Annotated in this window: 15 protein-coding genes; 9 read left to right on the forward strand and 6 right to left on the reverse strand. The window is 65.0% G+C overall.

Features of this window, described 5'->3' with window-relative positions:
* The first annotated feature begins 266 nt into the window (after positions 1-266).
* Complete coding sequence (locus tag ACSSVZ_RS24625) at positions 267-1,823, forward strand: type IV secretory system conjugative DNA transfer family protein (RefSeq protein WP_453973428.1); 1,557 nt, start codon at positions 267-269, stop codon at positions 1,821-1,823.
* A gap of 32 nt (positions 1,824-1,855) precedes the next feature.
* Entirely contained in the window at positions 1,856-2,233 is a 378-nt protein-coding gene (locus tag ACSSVZ_RS24630) for a hypothetical protein (protein WP_453973429.1), read from the forward strand.
* A 386-nt stretch (positions 2,234-2,619) separates the two neighbouring features.
* On the opposite strand, the gene ACSSVZ_RS24635 is transcribed toward ACSSVZ_RS24630, so the two are convergent.
* The 5 genes from ACSSVZ_RS24635 to ACSSVZ_RS24655 form a co-directional block, all read right to left on the reverse strand.
* A complete protein-coding gene (locus tag ACSSVZ_RS24635; protein WP_453973430.1) occupies positions 2,620-3,756 on the reverse strand; it encodes a helix-turn-helix transcriptional regulator in 1,137 nt (378 codons plus the stop codon).
* A gap of 206 nt (positions 3,757-3,962) precedes the next feature.
* On the reverse strand, positions 3,963-5,711 hold the full coding sequence (locus ACSSVZ_RS24640) for a relaxase/mobilization nuclease domain-containing protein (protein ID WP_453973431.1): 1,749 nt from the start codon (positions 5,709-5,711) through the stop codon (positions 3,963-3,965).
* Positions 5,712-5,725: 14 nt separating this feature from the next.
* On the reverse strand, positions 5,726-6,397 hold the full coding sequence (locus tag ACSSVZ_RS24645; RefSeq protein WP_453973432.1) for a plasmid mobilization protein: 672 nt from the start codon (positions 6,395-6,397) through the stop codon (positions 5,726-5,728).
* An 876-nt stretch (positions 6,398-7,273) separates the two neighbouring features.
* Entirely contained in the window at positions 7,274-7,513 is a 240-nt protein-coding gene (locus ACSSVZ_RS24650) for a hypothetical protein (RefSeq protein ID WP_453973433.1), read from the reverse strand.
* Positions 7,514-7,572: 59 nt separating this feature from the next.
* On the reverse strand, positions 7,573-7,863 hold the full coding sequence (locus ACSSVZ_RS24655; RefSeq protein ID WP_453973434.1) for a DUF736 domain-containing protein: 291 nt from the start codon (positions 7,861-7,863) through the stop codon (positions 7,573-7,575).
* Positions 7,864-8,437: 574 nt separating this feature from the next.
* Here ACSSVZ_RS24655 and ACSSVZ_RS24660 point away from each other — a divergent pair.
* The gene (locus ACSSVZ_RS24660) at positions 8,438-8,905 is read left to right on the forward strand and encodes a hypothetical protein (RefSeq protein WP_453973435.1); all 468 of its coding nucleotides are present in this window, start codon (positions 8,438-8,440) and stop codon (positions 8,903-8,905) included.
* A gap of 92 nt (positions 8,906-8,997) precedes the next feature.
* Here ACSSVZ_RS24660 and ACSSVZ_RS24665 read toward each other — a convergent pair whose 3' ends face one another.
* Entirely contained in the window at positions 8,998-9,924 is a 927-nt protein-coding gene (locus tag ACSSVZ_RS24665) for an ArdC family protein (protein WP_453973436.1), read from the reverse strand.
* A 483-nt stretch (positions 9,925-10,407) separates the two neighbouring features.
* Between ACSSVZ_RS24665 and ACSSVZ_RS24670 the strand changes: the two genes are divergently transcribed.
* The 6 genes from ACSSVZ_RS24670 to ACSSVZ_RS24695 form a co-directional block, all read left to right on the forward strand.
* Positions 10,408-11,535, forward strand: a complete 1,128-nt coding sequence (locus tag ACSSVZ_RS24670; RefSeq protein ID WP_453973437.1) for a hypothetical protein — start codon at positions 10,408-10,410, stop codon at positions 11,533-11,535.
* A 158-nt stretch (positions 11,536-11,693) separates the two neighbouring features.
* Positions 11,694-12,311 (forward strand): signal peptidase I, encoded by a 618-nt coding sequence (gene lepB / locus ACSSVZ_RS24675; protein ID WP_453973438.1) that lies wholly within the window; start codon positions 11,694-11,696, stop codon positions 12,309-12,311.
* Entirely contained in the window at positions 12,311-12,532 is a 222-nt protein-coding gene (locus tag ACSSVZ_RS24680; RefSeq protein ID WP_453973439.1) for a hypothetical protein, read from the forward strand. Before lepB ends, ACSSVZ_RS24680 begins: the two co-directional genes overlap by 1 nt.
* Complete coding sequence (locus tag ACSSVZ_RS24685) at positions 12,520-12,822, forward strand: hypothetical protein (RefSeq protein ID WP_453973440.1); 303 nt, start codon at positions 12,520-12,522, stop codon at positions 12,820-12,822. The genes ACSSVZ_RS24680 and ACSSVZ_RS24685 overlap by 13 nt, the downstream gene beginning before the upstream one ends.
* A gap of 24 nt (positions 12,823-12,846) precedes the next feature.
* Positions 12,847-13,515, forward strand: coding sequence for a hypothetical protein (locus tag ACSSVZ_RS24690; protein ID WP_453973441.1), 669 nt, complete (start codon positions 12,847-12,849; stop codon positions 13,513-13,515).
* A 160-nt stretch (positions 13,516-13,675) separates the two neighbouring features.
* Positions 13,676-14,145, forward strand: a 470-nt coding sequence (locus ACSSVZ_RS24695) for a hypothetical protein (protein WP_453973442.1), incomplete at its 3' end; no start/stop codon positions are given.

Here is a 14,145-nt window from a genome sequence, read left to right on the forward strand (position 1 = left end):
CAAATCCGCGCAAACACGCCTCCCTCAAACGGGGTAAGGCGCATGCTCTCTTTCGGGAGATGTCAGGTATTGATCGGGCTCGGCCATCCATAAACAGGTGTTGCCAGCCGCTCGGGTTGCAATAAACGCCGGAATGCGACGTCTGTATTCGGCTGGCAACACCTTTAAGCCTCTCTCAGTTTCTGGATCTCCGCAAGCAAAAGCCACCTCCATTCGTGCCGCCACCCATAAGCAGGTGGTTGCAATAAACGAAGGAGGCGTCGCCGATGCGCGCTCTGGCCTTCCTGTGGGCTTTGCTTGTGCGAGCCCCCGCGCGGCTTCTCGGCCGCACGCTGGTCGTCCTTGTCGGCCTGTTCCTGGTGTTTGCCTGGGGCCTGGTGCCTGTGGTGCTGCTGCTCGGTGTTGGTCTGGGCGCTGGCCTCTGGCTGCGGATCCGCCGACACCGCAAGTGGGCGACCCTGCATGGCTCTGCGCGCTTTGCCACAAGGCGAGATCTCGATGTTCACGCCCTCCGCGGCCGCCGCGGTCTCATCCTCGGACGAATTGGTCGGACGTTCCTGCGGTTTGAGCGGCCTGGCCATCTGCTGGCCTTCGCCCCGACCCGCTCCGGCAAGGGAGCAGGCTCCATCATTCCAAACCTGCTCGATCATCCGGGATCGGTGTTCGTCATCGATCCCAAGGGCGAGAACCATGCGGCGAGCGCTGCCTTTCGGGCGAGCCTCGGCCGCGTGCATGCCGTCGCCCCTTTTGATCGGCAGGTGGAGACGTCCCGGTTCAACCCGGTCGACTTCATCCGGGTCGGAGAGGCGGAAGAGATCGACGACGCCACCCTCATCACCGAGATGCTGGTGACCTCCAGCGGCCCGGAGACCTTCTGGGACAGCGAAGCCAAGGCGCTGATCACCTGTCTCCTGCTCTACGTGGCTCACGCCCGCACCGGTTCGGAGCGGACGCTCAGCCATGTCTGGACGCTGCTGATGCGTGATCAGGACGGGTTCGAGGACCTCTTGGACGAGATACTTACCTTCGATCACGCCGGTATTGCCGCCATGGCACGGGGCTTTTCCCAGAAGGAGATCCGCGAGCGCTCCGCCGTGATCTCCACCGCCCAGACCCACATGAAGATCTGGAAGAGCCCGCTGCTCGCCCGCGCGACGGAAGCCTCCGACTTCATGATGGAGGATCTGAAGCGCAGACCGACCAGCCTCTATCTGATCCTGCCGCCGGAGCTCCTGGAGACCTACCGCCCCTTCGTCCGTCTCTTCGTGGGACTGGCGCTGGTCGCCACGACCCGGGCTCGCACCGCTCGGCGCGAGCCCGTTGTCTTCTTCCTGGACGAGACGGCAGCTCTTGGACGGATGGAGCCGATCGAGGCCGGCATCGGCTGGCTCGCCGGTTACGGCGCGAGCCTGTGGCTGTTCTTCCAGGATCTCGACCAGCTGATGCAGATCTACCCGCGCTGGCGCTCGATGATCGCCAACTGCGCGGTGCGCCAAGCCTTCAACGTCACCGACTACGCAACGGCCGCGGAGCTCTCCAACATGCTCGGGACGCGCACGGTGATCGCGCCCAGCATCAGCCGGGCGACGGCCGGACCGCTGTCGCTGTTGCCGAACCACTTCTCAACCAGCGAAGGGCTGCAGGCGCGCAAGCTGATGACGCCGGACGAGGTCATGGCCATGCCGACCACGCACCAGCTTCTCTTCGTCCAGGCCTGCCCACCGATCCGGGCGCGCAAGATCCGCTGGTTCGCCGAGGAGCCGTTCCGCGCCCGCAAGGCGCTCGCCGAGCGGCGTGCCGAAGCACGAAAGGACGACAACTAGAAAACCAGAAAGCAAGATAGGGAGAGACCGCCATGGACCCGAACACCAATCCCAACACCGCCGCCACCTGGCAGCTGTTCACGATGATCGCGTTTGCGGCGGCCGTCTTCGGCGTGACGATTGGCCTGGCCACGGCCAAACCGCCAGCGAAGCTGCCGGCCTGCAGCGCCGACGAAGGCCGACGCATCGTTCAGGCGGGCTTTGCTGCCGAGAACGACGATCTCGTGGTCTTCGGCCTCCATTCCATCCGGGAGGTATCGAGCATCGCCGATGGCACCGAGCTTCGCCGGTGCACGGCGATGGCGATCACCGATCAGGGGGAGCGGACCCTGCGCTTCGTCGTCGGCTGGGGCGACCGGGTAGACGAGATCGCATTCTGGGGACGGCCGTCGGATCAAAGCGCGAGATAGGGGCACTTCGCCGGGTGCGCAGCAGACGCCGCATGAGCGCAGCCGCCTCAAGCTGATTGGCTCTTTGCGACAAGGCGGAGGGAAGAGCGCAACTTACCCGGCCGATTGCCCTTCCAATGCCGGAAACTGACCGAGACCATCTGGCGGATAGAGCATTTGCATCATGCGCACGCGGCAGCATCCCCCAAGAATAGTGAGAGTTCGCCCATTTTCGGCCACAGCACATTCGGCGTCAGACAATGGACAACATCACCCGGGTGATCGTGACGATCCGGATGTGCATCGAGTTCGCCGCCTTCGCCGGCGGCGTGCTGATCGTTCTCGATCTCACCAATGTGGTCGATCTTTTTTGATCCTGCCACTGCTGTTGGGGGCTGGTCGCCGGTCTATCGCGGCACCCGCGCCATAATGCGGGCGAGGAGCCCTGTCAGCTCCGACTGTCGGCTCAGGTTGAGCTTGCGGGTGATGGCCGTCAGCTGATTGCGTGCCGTGGCATAGGCGGTTGACGATTGCTCCGCCGCCTCCCTGACCGTGCTGCCTCTGTGGAGGGATTCCGCCAACCGTGCCTCGGCCGGCGTCAGCCCGAGTGCCGAGGTCAGAATATCCATCGGGGCAGGATCCACGTCCTCCGGATCGAGGACGTAGAGAAGATAGGCTGGAAACCCTTCCTTGAACGGCTCGATGATCGGATTGAGGCGGCCGCCGCCGGCTGGCACGAAGTAGAGGATCAACGGAACCTGGGCTGGACGCGCTATGCGGACCGGACCAACGGGCAGCGAGCCCGCCATGACCTTGCCCGCCGCCGCATACAGATGGTCCGACGATTTCTTCTCCCGGGCGGCCAGGGTTCCGCGCCCTGAGAGCGACAGCTCGCCGCCGCTGCGGAACATGGCCTCGGCCTTCCCGTTCTGGGCGATGAGCTGGTGTGCTGCATCGAACACCGCCACCGGCGTACCAACCCGATCGATGATATCACCGGTCTGTGCGACGGCGGTGCGCTGCATCAGGTCGCGAACCATGCGAAACGACCGCTGAACGTATGGTCGGATTCGATCGATAGAGGCGGCCAGATCGGTCCGCTCGTCTTCGCTGAGAGCTTCCGGGATCGTGGCCGTGAACATGGCCGTCGTACCTCGCCCGGTAAAAACATTGAATCCGATTGCCGAATCCATTCGATTGCGGGGCCGCAGATAAACGTCGAAAAACTCACTTCTCTTGATCTCTGCGCGGGAGATGTACGGCTCGCTCCTGAAAAGTCGGCCAGACCGCATCAGATCGACGGTCGCCGGCGTGACCATCGGATTGAGGTACGCCACATCGATGTAGTCGGAAATGTCCCGCTCATCGTTGTTGGCGAAGACGCTGTCGAGACAGAACCGGCGCGGAGCGGTTTCCTCGATCTGTAGCCCAAGCCGAACATCCTGAAAGCGACTGCCGAAATGATCGACAGCGCCCTGATAGGCCGCCGGATCGAAATGCGCTTCGTAGAGCTTCAGGATGGCTTCCATCTCGGACTGGTTCATGCATGCCCCCCGCATGTTGATGTCCAGACAGCTCAACGGCGCTCGCGGCGCGACGGCGGTAGTTCAGGTCCGCAACCTGAAGCGCGCGGATTAGCAACCGTCGGTTTTAGATATCACCCTGTGGTCAGTCCGTCACTTCAGGAGAGCTCGCGCCTGAACAAGACATGGCGGCCGCCGGCCGTTGCATTTGACCGTGATGTTGACGCTCACCGTCCGCTTTCCCGCTCGCGTTGCCTCTCCCGCTCGTTGTGCTTGCGCCAGGCGCGATGGAGCTGTTCGATGCGTTCGTCGGCAAGGCGGCTCTTCTCGAACATGCGGTGATTGACGCGGTCGAGGGCGCGGGCGCGCAGGCGGATGGAGCGCCGGAGGTAGCGCTTCACCTGTTCGCGTTCCCCGACCTGGGCCTGGAGGTGGCGGAAGTTCGAGCGCACGCGTTCGGCGGCGTGGCGGGCCAGCTGCATCTTGTGCCGGGCATCCTCCAGCTCCGCCTCGGCGTCGCGCCAGCGGGTGCGAGCCTTCTGAAGAGCCTCCCAGCTCTTGGCCGACGGACGGCCTGAGCGGCCCACCTTCGTATCCCGGCTCAAGCTGCCGAGGAGGCCAGGCGATTTGCCGACCAGCTCGGCCGCGTCACCAACGCCGAGCTCCCGCTCCAGCGCCGTCCAGCGCGCGTGGGCCTTGGCCGGGTCGGCGAAGAGCCTCTTCATGTGAACGAGCATCCGGTCGTAGGTCACGACTTCGCGGCCACGGTTGCGATCGAGTTCAAAGGATCGCTTGCGCGTCGTGCGGTCCGCCCGTTGGATCTGGCGCTCGGATGCCGCTAGCGTCTCGTCGAGAAGGGCCCAGCGTCGGTATTCGAAGTCGGCGGTCTCCAGTCGGTGCAGGCTATCGAGGTCGTCCCGGTCTTTGCCCTTCGGCCCGTTCCGCTGGCCGCGATCCGAACCAGCCTGGGACGAGCGGTTCTCCGCTCTGCGGTCATCGTGTCCTCCATCCCGTTCGCGTTCGGCGACGAGGTCTCTGGCCTCGCGTGCATAGTAGTCGGCGAAGCGTTCGCCGAACCGCGCCTCCAGCTCCTTCAGGCGGACGGTCTTGCCGAGCTGGGAGAGCTTGGCATAGGCACGGCCGTCGGTAACGATCAGGCCCTGACCCTTGGCGCGCAGATAAAGACCCTTGGCTGCCAGCCGGCCGCTCAGGCTTGCCCAACTGGTCTCGTCGCGGAAGGCAGGGGCAAGGCTGGTCTTGAGCTCGGCGAGCGCGTCCCGGTCGAACGGCGCCTTCGGCTCGCGCCCCTCGCGCTGGGCGGTGCGATACTCGCCGTCGGAGACGGGACCCGTGCGGTCGGCGTCTCTCCCGCGATCCTGGTCCCGGCTCCGCTCCTTGAGCGCATTGAGGCCACGCTCCTCGGCGATCTCCCGGCACAGCGTGGTGAGCCTGCGGCCGATGTCGCGCTGGCTCCAGGCCCGGCCTGTCTCGGGATGGACCCGGTTCGCCAGGAAGTGGAGATGGGGATGCTCACGATCACCATGGGCGTAAATCAGCATCTGGTGGTCGTTCAGCCCGAGCTTCTCGGTGAGCTCGCCGGCAATCTCCCGCATGGAGTCCGGATCGACCCGGCCGCGGCGGGCGTCTTTCGGATCGAAGGCCACGATGAAGTGGAGGGCCGGCTGGCGCACCCGCTGGGAGCGCTCGGCGGTGATCGCCATGATACGGGCCGCCTCCTCCGGGTCGGTGGTGCCAAGGCCGCGTTCCTCCACCCAGAGCACCCGCTCGCCACGAGAGGCCGGGCTCGACGTCTCGCCGAGCAGGCCACCGTCGTCGCCCCGTCCGCCCGAACGTCCCGCGCCGCGCTCCGACTCTCGCGCCCGCTCGGCCTCGCGATGCTTGCGGGTCTGTCCCGCCAGATAGAGGGCGGCCGCCCGGAAGCTCGCCGGCTGTTGCTTGCCCACCTTGAACCGCATGACCGCTCTCCGCCTCAGCGCTCAGATGACGGTGTCGCCCAGACACAGTCCTCGAGCGGCTTGAGGGCGGCGGCCACGGCCTCGAGGACGTCGGCCTCTTCAGCCTCCGTGACAGCGTGACCGGCGTTGGCACGATAGGCCAGTTCGTTCAGCAGGTGGCCGGCCCGGTTGATCGGACCCAGCAGCGCCCCCATGGCCTCGGCCCGATCCCCCGCACGGACGCAATCGCGCACCAGGATCACTGCCACATGGGTGCGCCATTCCAGATAGTCGGGATCCCCCAGGCTCGTGGCGAGCTGGCGGAAGTTCGCCCCCATGGACTGAAGCTCGTAGACGACCTGCTTCAGAGCCCGAGGTGCGGCAGACCGCCCCCTGGGTCGCCCGCCGGAGAGCACCAGGCGCACATAGCGTCCAAGGCTCATGCCGCGATCCCGCGCAAACGCGCGAAGCCGGTCCAGCTCCGCCGCCGTCATCCGCACCCGGATCTTCGCATCCGCCTTCAGCCGCTCGAACTGGCGTCGGTACGGCCGGCGCCGTGCCCCGGCCAGGACCGCACGGACATAGTCCGCCACGGCCATCCCGCCGCGTGCGGCGCACTCCGCGATAAAGGCGCGCTGAGGACCAGGAAGCCGGACGTCCAGGATGGCCGCCTGACGGGCCTCCGCGGCAAGCGCCCTACGCCCCATGACCCACCTCCCGGATACCGCAAGGGTCCGCAAGACCGGTCCCGGCTTGAGCCCCCGTCAGGGGGCGAATGCCGGACAGGTTGGCCCGTTTATGAGCCGTCACCGAAGCCAGTTTCTGGCAAGGTGATGCGAATAAATGTGGGACAACGTACATCTTGCCTCCCGCATACGACTGTTTTTCATCCTGAGACTGTTATGGGAACTCAGAGCAAAAGCCGCAATACGGAGGCGAATAGTTTATTCAATACTTATCGAATACAGGCGGCGATGTCCAGCATGATCCGGTGGCAGCCAACACCGGCCAACAAAACAGAAGCGCGCAGGCCTCTCCCGGCCGCTCCGACAGCGGCGCGAGTCCGCTGCGCGGGTCGACAGCAGGTCTGCTGGCCAGTCCGGAACCGCCGGATCTGGCTGTTAGCTGACCCTGCACATTTGCGGGCCGGTGGCCCCGATCGGGGTGCTCGGAAATGCCCGTCCGGCACGGGTCAGTCATCTTGTCGACGGGACCGAAACCGGTTGAAGAAGCGCTACCCGTCAAACCTATTTGGGCCGCAGGAGTCCGTCTGCACGGAGGGTGGCCCGACCGTGGGCTCAACCGACATGGTCGGTGGGAGCTGCGTCTTACAAACCGTATCGCGGTCCGTTATCTCGCCAACGCCGGAACGACGGAACACGGGGCGAAAGCCCGCCACCTCCGGGAGCGGCAGGCTCACCGAACCGGTCCAGCCCCCCGACGCCGAGGGGTATCGGCCGGCCAAACCGAAAAAAAACGAACATCATTCGATATAATGAAGGAGATTGTCGGCCGGTTTATGGCTTTCCGTTCGGCAAGCCGAAACCGCTCCGCGCACGCGGAGCGGAATCGAACGGTCCCGCTTACGCCTGGCCGGGGTGGAGCAGGTGCTCATCAATATAGAAGGTGCTGAGATCGTGCGCTTCGCCATCGGCCGGGCCAAGATCGGGTGTCTCGCCCGCTTTGAAGCGGGCAAGGGGGACCGCCTCAGGATCGCAGACATCGTCGGTCAGCGCCACGACGTAGCGGTAGACGGTCAGCTGTTCGACGGCAATCTCGGCGAAGGCGTAGTCAGCGGCGGGATGGTTCGTATTCGTACTCATGATTGAAATCTCCTTTGTGAAATAAAACGGCCCCGCCGCTGGGGCGGGGCCGATTATCCTCAGCGGGTCCAGATCAGGACCTGCTTGCCGTTGCGGTCGACAAGGTTGGCGTAGACCGGGGCCGGGAAGCTTGGGTCGTCCAGCTTGATGGCAAGGTAGCTGTTGCCGGCCTCGCTGGTGCGGATCCAGGCCGCGCCGATCTCGGCTGTGCCCGCCGTCACGCGGTAGTCGGGGGCGGTGTCGCCGCCGCGTGTCACGGGCGTCAGCGCCACCTTCGCCTTGAAGGTCAGGGTCTGGATGTCGCCGGTGTAGCCGCGCTCGGTCTTGGTGAAGGTTCCAATGGTTGCCATGTCTTTCTCCTTTCGGTGTGTTTGAGGCCGCGCTCCTCGCGACCTTCCATGGCTCACCGTCGGCCCCGGTTGAGGCTGGGCCCTGCACCCGGAGGGCGGAAGCGAAGCGGACGACGGCACGCGCCGACTTTTCTGCTTCGCGCGGAATGACCGGAGGTCAGGGGAGAAAAGTCGAAGCACGCCGTTGCCGGGCACGGCGCCGGGGCCAGGTCCGCCATGCAAAGGAAAGGGCGCAGGAAGCGACGGAACCACTCGCCGAACGGAGCCATGGCATCCGGTTGGAAGGATCACACGACAGGCCAATATGGCGGGATCTCGCTTTGGCTTTCCTCAGGTGGACATGGCTTCAAATGGCCGAACTCGTCAGAGAGCCCGCACCAACCGCTTGACGCTTGCTGCCTCACAGATTGCGGACCCGAGCCTTTGTCGCCGGCACCAGTTACTTGACGAAGACGTCCTGGCTGAAGGTCATCCAAGTGAGGACAGCGTATTCGAATCCCGTCGAGGAGGTCGACTCGGAGAACCGCTTCGGACCAGCTATAATAAGTTGGTCCGAATCGGAAGGCGACACCTGATGGGATATCAGCCTCTTCTCCTGCAGCTCGAGCTCAAATATGAGCTCGAAGATGCAGGTCGCGATGTGATCAGATTGCAGGGTGCCATCAAGCGCTGGTGCAAGGCCGCCTGTCACGTGAAACGGGGAGTTTCACTCCTGATCGTGACGGACGAAAGCTCTGAAACGCTAGTGGAGCGTTTGAGACCCACGCTCGAAAGTATCTCGAGTATTGACAATTGGCGCTGCTACGTAGCTCCGAGCACCGTTACCTGCCGGAATGGAACTCTCGACACACTCGCTACCCGCTGTCATGAGGCATGGCTCGAGGCTGGGCAGCGGAATAAGCCCAAGCACGTGTCGCAGCCGAAGTCGGCGGATGCCGTCTTCCTGCGTAGGGGAATAAAGGAAGACGAGCGCCGCGCAGTCGTCAAGATGAGCGTCAAACCGCGCGGAATGCGGCAAACGCCGGAGAACACGAACAGCTGACAGCGCCAATTTGCTCATGCTTATGATCCTGAATCAGTTGATTCGGATTGACAACACGCGTTTTGCGAGTCCGCATTTGCGTCGATTCCCGTTTACAGGTTCCTATCGGTGATGGCCTCGCCCCCTCCGAGGCCGTGCAGGAACTGCACGGCCTGTTGAGCTTTGGAGGCTGCGGTGAAAATCGCTCGGGTGTCGTTCTTGAGGACCTTGAGCCAGGTTGCGACGTAGGCGGCGTGATCGGTCCGGGGCTTCAGGCTGATCTCGAGGTCTGCGCAGAGGAAGGCGGCCCCGAGCTCGGCGATGAGCTCTTCGGCGGCATAGGCTTCACTGCCGAAGCGGGTCTTGAGGGTCCTGTCCAGACGGTGGTCCGCACCGCTCCAATGGACGAGTTCGTGGCATAGGGTGGAGTAGTAGGCCTCGGCGGGCGTGCTGGTCGGGCTCCCGCGGAAGGCCTCCTTCGGCGGCATTTGGATATGGTCGGTTGCCGGCCGGTAGAAGGCCGCGTCGCCCCCGTGACGGATGTCGGCAGCCGTGGCGGCCACGAAGGCCTCCGCGTTGGCCACAGGCGCGAACTCTTCGATGGATGAGGGCGCTTCGGTCGGTGCCGGTTCCCAGCCGTCCACCTGGTCGGCGTTGAAGACGATGTTGGCGCGGGCCACACAGCGACGCTCGGGAGACGCGGTGTCGCCGTCGTCAGGGGTCGCATCAGCCTCGACGGCAAGCTCCCTGTAGAACACGGTCGTAGTGCCTTTCTCGCCCTTGCGCACTTGGGCGCCTTTGGCGGCCCACTGGCGGTAGGTGCCCCACTCCGGGCGGGTGAACTCCCGGGTCTGGGCTGCGACCCAAAGCGCCAGGATGTTGATGCCCCGGTATGGGTTCCCTGTGGCGATGTTCACGGGGCGGGAGAGCGCGCCGCCTGCGCGGTGCCAGGGCATCTGCCAGGCGTCGGTTCCGGCTTCGATCGCGGCCACGATCGCGTCGGTGATGGTGGCGTGCACGTCGGTACGGGTCTTTGTCATCGGTCTGTCCTCCTTTGGTCTCTTAAGCCGCTCGCCTTTCGAACGGCCTTGCGATGGCCTCGAAGAACCGGGGCCCAAGAGCCGGTCGGCGCATCCGAAGGACCGCAACGGGAGAGGAGGACGGCGAAGCCGTTGCGCCGGCTGGCGGCCCCGGTCAGAGCCGCCATCTCGGGGCAAGGACGGAAGATGCGGGCGCACCCGCCCAGAGACGGAGGACGGGCCGCAGACGACAAAGACCGCCGCCGACGGAGTGCCTGACAGGCCACCCCGACTGTTCGGCCGCACCCGCAAGCCGGCCCCCTGTCAGGTAACTGTCAGGACCCGCGAACCCGCGCTTGTAAGCCCGTTCATAAGCAAGAGCGGGTCACCGGCGTAGCAGACTGTTTCTGCTCGACCCGAACAGCGAGACCCCGGGACAACCGTCCGGAGAGGCTTCGCACGACGCCGGAAGACAACCGGATCATCGTGCGGAGGAAAGACAACATGCGGTTCGCGTTCAAAGGAGTTTGTCTGGCGCTGATGCTGCTGCCGACGGCAGCGTTCGCCCAAGGCGTCGTGTACGGCACCAGCGGCATGGCCCGAGGCCAGGCCGGCATTGCCCGGCTGCAGGCATTGACGACAAAAATGAAAGCGGACCTCGTCGCCAAGGACGCCGAGCTGGAGACCCGCATCGACGGCCATGAGAGCCGGCTGGACGGGATCGGCGCGACCCTGACCGACCATGGCGACCGCATCGACGCGGCCGAGCACGAGCTTGCCGACATCGACCCCCACGCCAAGGCGCCCATCGTGCTGTGCGACGGCGACGGCCGGATGCTGCAATGGACGGGAACCGCGTGGGCTTGCGTCGATGAGGCCGACCCGAGCGTTGGCCCGCACGCGACCAACGGGGCCGTACCGCCCTACTGCCACCTGACCAATGCCAAGCTGGTGTGGACCGACACGGCCGGAGGAAGCTGGCAGTGCGTGCCTGACCAGACCGAAGGCGTCGCGGGCGGGGCCATCACCACGGAGGACGATCCGGAAGTGGGAACGCTCATCAGCAATCGGCTCTGTCGCAGCGACGGCAGTCAGATCCAGTGCGACAACGCCGCCCCGACCATCACCGGCGGCGATGTCACGGTGAACGGGACCGTCACCGCCGACGCGATCGTCTCCAACGGACCGATCACGTCCGATGGGACGATGACGGCTGCTCCCCCGGTGGCCGACAACAATGTCGCCACCAAGGCCTATGTCGATAGCGCCATCTCTGTGGTCGGGGCCAGTGGCGGTGCCGGAACCACGCCGATCTGCAAGCGCACCTGGCAGTCCTACAGCGGCGATCTGGGTGGGTTGAGCGGGGCGCACGCCAAGTGTGCCGCCGAGTTCGGTGCCGGTTGGCACTTCGGAGAAATGTCCCAGCTCGGTTCACTCAACACGATCGTGGATAGGCTTGGCTGGGTGCATGAGCCGTCAGTCGGACCATGTGGCGGTCATAGCGACCCGTATACAGTAACTACTGGTAACGGCGCCGTGTCGGATGTTGGGGGCACCACTTACAAAGCGGTTTGGGACTACAGGGCTTCCAACTGCAACGCGACGCACCCGCTCTGGTGCTGCAATTTTTGACCCGCGCGCTGCTGTTGCTTGGCCGCTGGTCCGTGGCCGTCCGGGGATCGCCGAACCGGAAGTCTGCTGATGGTAGGCCCAATGGTCGCTGTCGAGGCACGGCCCCGGGACGGCGCGCGCTCTGTCACGGCTGCACCGCCATTGGCCTGGCCCTCCTGGTGGGCCTGACGGCGGCCCCATCGCCAGTCTCCGCTTCGACCTGCCGACCCGGCTATGTCCGCGTCGAGGGGCACTCTCTTGAACCCCGGATCGCCGATGGCGCGACGCTGCTTGCAGCGCTGGGTCCGGGTTGTGGGCCGGGGCTCGATCGAGGCGCGATCGTGCTGGTGCGGGTCGGCGCCAGCCGCAAGCCACTGGCCAAAGCCGTCGTTGGCAAGGCCGGCGACCGGTTGCGGATCGCTCGGCATGGCGCGGTCGTTGTCAACGGCAGCCCGGCCCGCAACGCGGCCGGGGTGCCCTATCGTCTGCCAGGGGAGCGCGCAGCCATGCTCTCCCTCTATGCCAAGGCCTATGACAATCGCATTCCGGACGGGGCTCTCCTGCTCATGGGAGAGGTGCCCTCCGGCTCGCGGGACAGCTCGTGGTTTGGATTGATCTCGGTCGATGCCGTCGCGGGTGTCGTCCTCGACGAAGCCGACCGCTCAGGCCGTCTGCCGACCCGTCAGCCGTCAATTCCTGACATCCCCCATAAGAGAGAGATACCAACCACGAAAGAGGGAACCGCATGCCAATCCAGACCCCCCGATGGGCCCGCGTTCTTGCCGTCGCACTGCTGATGGCAGCGTCGGCAAGCCCGCCCGCCCAGGCGCAGAACGCCGCCTCGCGCGGAACGACCCAGACCCCACAGCTGGCCCGTCTTGAGGCCCGCATCGCGCAGATGGAGCGGCTCGCCGCCATCTACGAGCCGCTTCTGGCCGCGCTCGGCAAGGCCGAGTGCAAGGACGGCCAGTTCATCATCGGCTTCGACGAAGAGGGGCGCGCGATATGCAGATACTGAGACCTTTGTCCTGCCCGAGGATCGTCCTGAGCGCTGTTGCCGCGTGCGCCGTAACGCTGTCGATCGCAGCCTCTGACCCTGCCCACGCCCAAGCGCTCAGCGGCGAGGGCAGCCGGTCAGCCTCGGACGTCAGCCGCTTGATCGCCCGCCTGGAGAGGCTGGAAGCTTTCACCAAGGAAACGACCCCCACCGTCGAGCGTCTCAGACGGGCGACCTGCTCCGGCAAGAACAATTTCCTGGCCGCGGTCGGCGATGGCGAAGCCGTCGTGTGCCGCAAAAAGCGCCCCTAGAACGAACAAATCCGGATCACTGCCATGCGCCTGTCTCTTCTCATCATCTCCGCCTGCACCGTCTTCAGTCCCGGCGTGGCGCTCGCCCAGTCCTGGGCGGGTCGAGGCACGACCAAAAACACCAGCCTGGAGGCTCTGGACCTTCGTCTCGCCGAGATCGAGCGGTTCGTGACCGATGCCGCCCCCTGGGTCGAACGGGTGCTGGGCAAGGACTGCAACGCCTCGATCCTGGAATATGCCGAAGGCGTCAGTGCGTCCGGTGAGCTGCGCTGCAAGCGGTACATTCCGCCGCCGCCGCCTCAGCCGCCGACGGTTGCTGGCAACGACGAGCTAAGCCCGTCGCGATGCACCGCCGACCCCGTTCTCTGCCGGGCCTATGGTGAGAACCTGGGGCGGTCTCCGGACGCAGGCGGCGCGACCTGGTGGTATGAGACGATCGTCGCACCCATGCGCAGGAACGGCGCCTCGGACCGGACGATCCGGCAGATGCTCGATCGGGAGATGGCCAACGATTACGAGGTGATCGAGTACCGGGGCGGCGTCGCCGACGCGGACGCCAAGGCTGAGGAGATCCGCGATCAGGAGCAGACCCAATCGCGCTTCGAGAACCATTTTCGCGACGATGCCCTCGATCGCTGCACCACCGGAACCGACTGCCGCGACTATGAGGATGAACCCGAGTGGATGCGGTGAGAAGCGGCTGAATGCGGCCTGGTGATTGGGGCACGTCCTTGCCGCAACCATCCCCCTTGCGGCCTCATCCGACGCAAACTGCATCACACAGGTTGAGCCCGTGTCATGAGCCGATAGGATGAACGCTGCAATCTAAGCGGGATTCGGCTCGGGGGGGCTTATGACACCCATCAAGAAGAAGCTCGGAGCGTGGGCGGCGGTTGTGCCCATCGTCGTTGCCTTTTTCGTCGGCGAGATCGTGTACTGGCAATATCTGGCTTCCCTGGCCGGCATCGCTATCCTTTTGGTCATTCTCTACCTCATGTGGGCTGGGACCTACTGGACGCTGCTTCAGGTACGCCGCCTATATTTGATCACCCAGCCAAGAGCTCGGCCAAGATTATCAACACACAACACTGCTGAGCGGACCCGGGCTCATACCGGAGATATCTGGTGGCAGGCCGGCCGCGGGTTCAGGCGGCTTCGCTCTGTTTTCGGCCGACGATCGGCAAAGCAGGCGGGCGGGGCACCGCAAGCCTCGGCATCCGATACCGTCCGCCAGGATAGTGATGCCACGCCCAGACTGGTCAGGGTAACAACACCGCACGATTTCTCAGAGATCGAGGATGTCGATCGGCGCTACAGCCCCGG

Source organism: Amorphus sp. MBR-141 (assembly GCF_053628695.1).

Bases quoted from the DNA above. Each gene is read 5' to 3' on its own strand.
- ACSSVZ_RS24625 (WP_453973428.1), top strand. From the start codon at position 267: ATGCGCGCTCTGGCCTTCCTGTGGGCTTTGCTTGTGCGAGCCCCCGCG.
- ACSSVZ_RS24630 (WP_453973429.1), top strand. From the start codon at position 1,856: ATGGACCCGAACACCAATCCCAACACCGCCGCCACCTGGCAGCTGTTC.
- ACSSVZ_RS24635 (WP_453973430.1), bottom strand. From the start codon at position 3,756: ATGAACCAGTCCGAGATGGAAGCCATCCTGAAGCTCTACGAAGCGCAT.
- ACSSVZ_RS24640 (WP_453973431.1), bottom strand. From the start codon at position 5,711: ATGCGGTTCAAGGTGGGCAAGCAACAGCCGGCGAGCTTCCGGGCGGCC.
- ACSSVZ_RS24645 (WP_453973432.1), bottom strand. From the start codon at position 6,397: ATGGGGCGTAGGGCGCTTGCCGCGGAGGCCCGTCAGGCGGCCATCCTG.
- ACSSVZ_RS24650 (WP_453973433.1), bottom strand. From the start codon at position 7,513: ATGAGTACGAATACGAACCATCCCGCCGCTGACTACGCCTTCGCCGAG.
- ACSSVZ_RS24655 (WP_453973434.1), bottom strand. From the start codon at position 7,863: ATGGCAACCATTGGAACCTTCACCAAGACCGAGCGCGGCTACACCGGC.
- ACSSVZ_RS24660 (WP_453973435.1), top strand. From the start codon at position 8,438: ATGGGATATCAGCCTCTTCTCCTGCAGCTCGAGCTCAAATATGAGCTC.
- ACSSVZ_RS24665 (WP_453973436.1), bottom strand. From the start codon at position 9,924: ATGACAAAGACCCGTACCGACGTGCACGCCACCATCACCGACGCGATC.
- ACSSVZ_RS24670 (WP_453973437.1), top strand. From the start codon at position 10,408: ATGCGGTTCGCGTTCAAAGGAGTTTGTCTGGCGCTGATGCTGCTGCCG.
- ACSSVZ_RS24680 (WP_453973439.1), top strand. From the start codon at position 12,311: ATGGCAGCGTCGGCAAGCCCGCCCGCCCAGGCGCAGAACGCCGCCTCG.
- ACSSVZ_RS24685 (WP_453973440.1), top strand. From the start codon at position 12,520: ATGCAGATACTGAGACCTTTGTCCTGCCCGAGGATCGTCCTGAGCGCT.
- ACSSVZ_RS24690 (WP_453973441.1), top strand. From the start codon at position 12,847: ATGCGCCTGTCTCTTCTCATCATCTCCGCCTGCACCGTCTTCAGTCCC.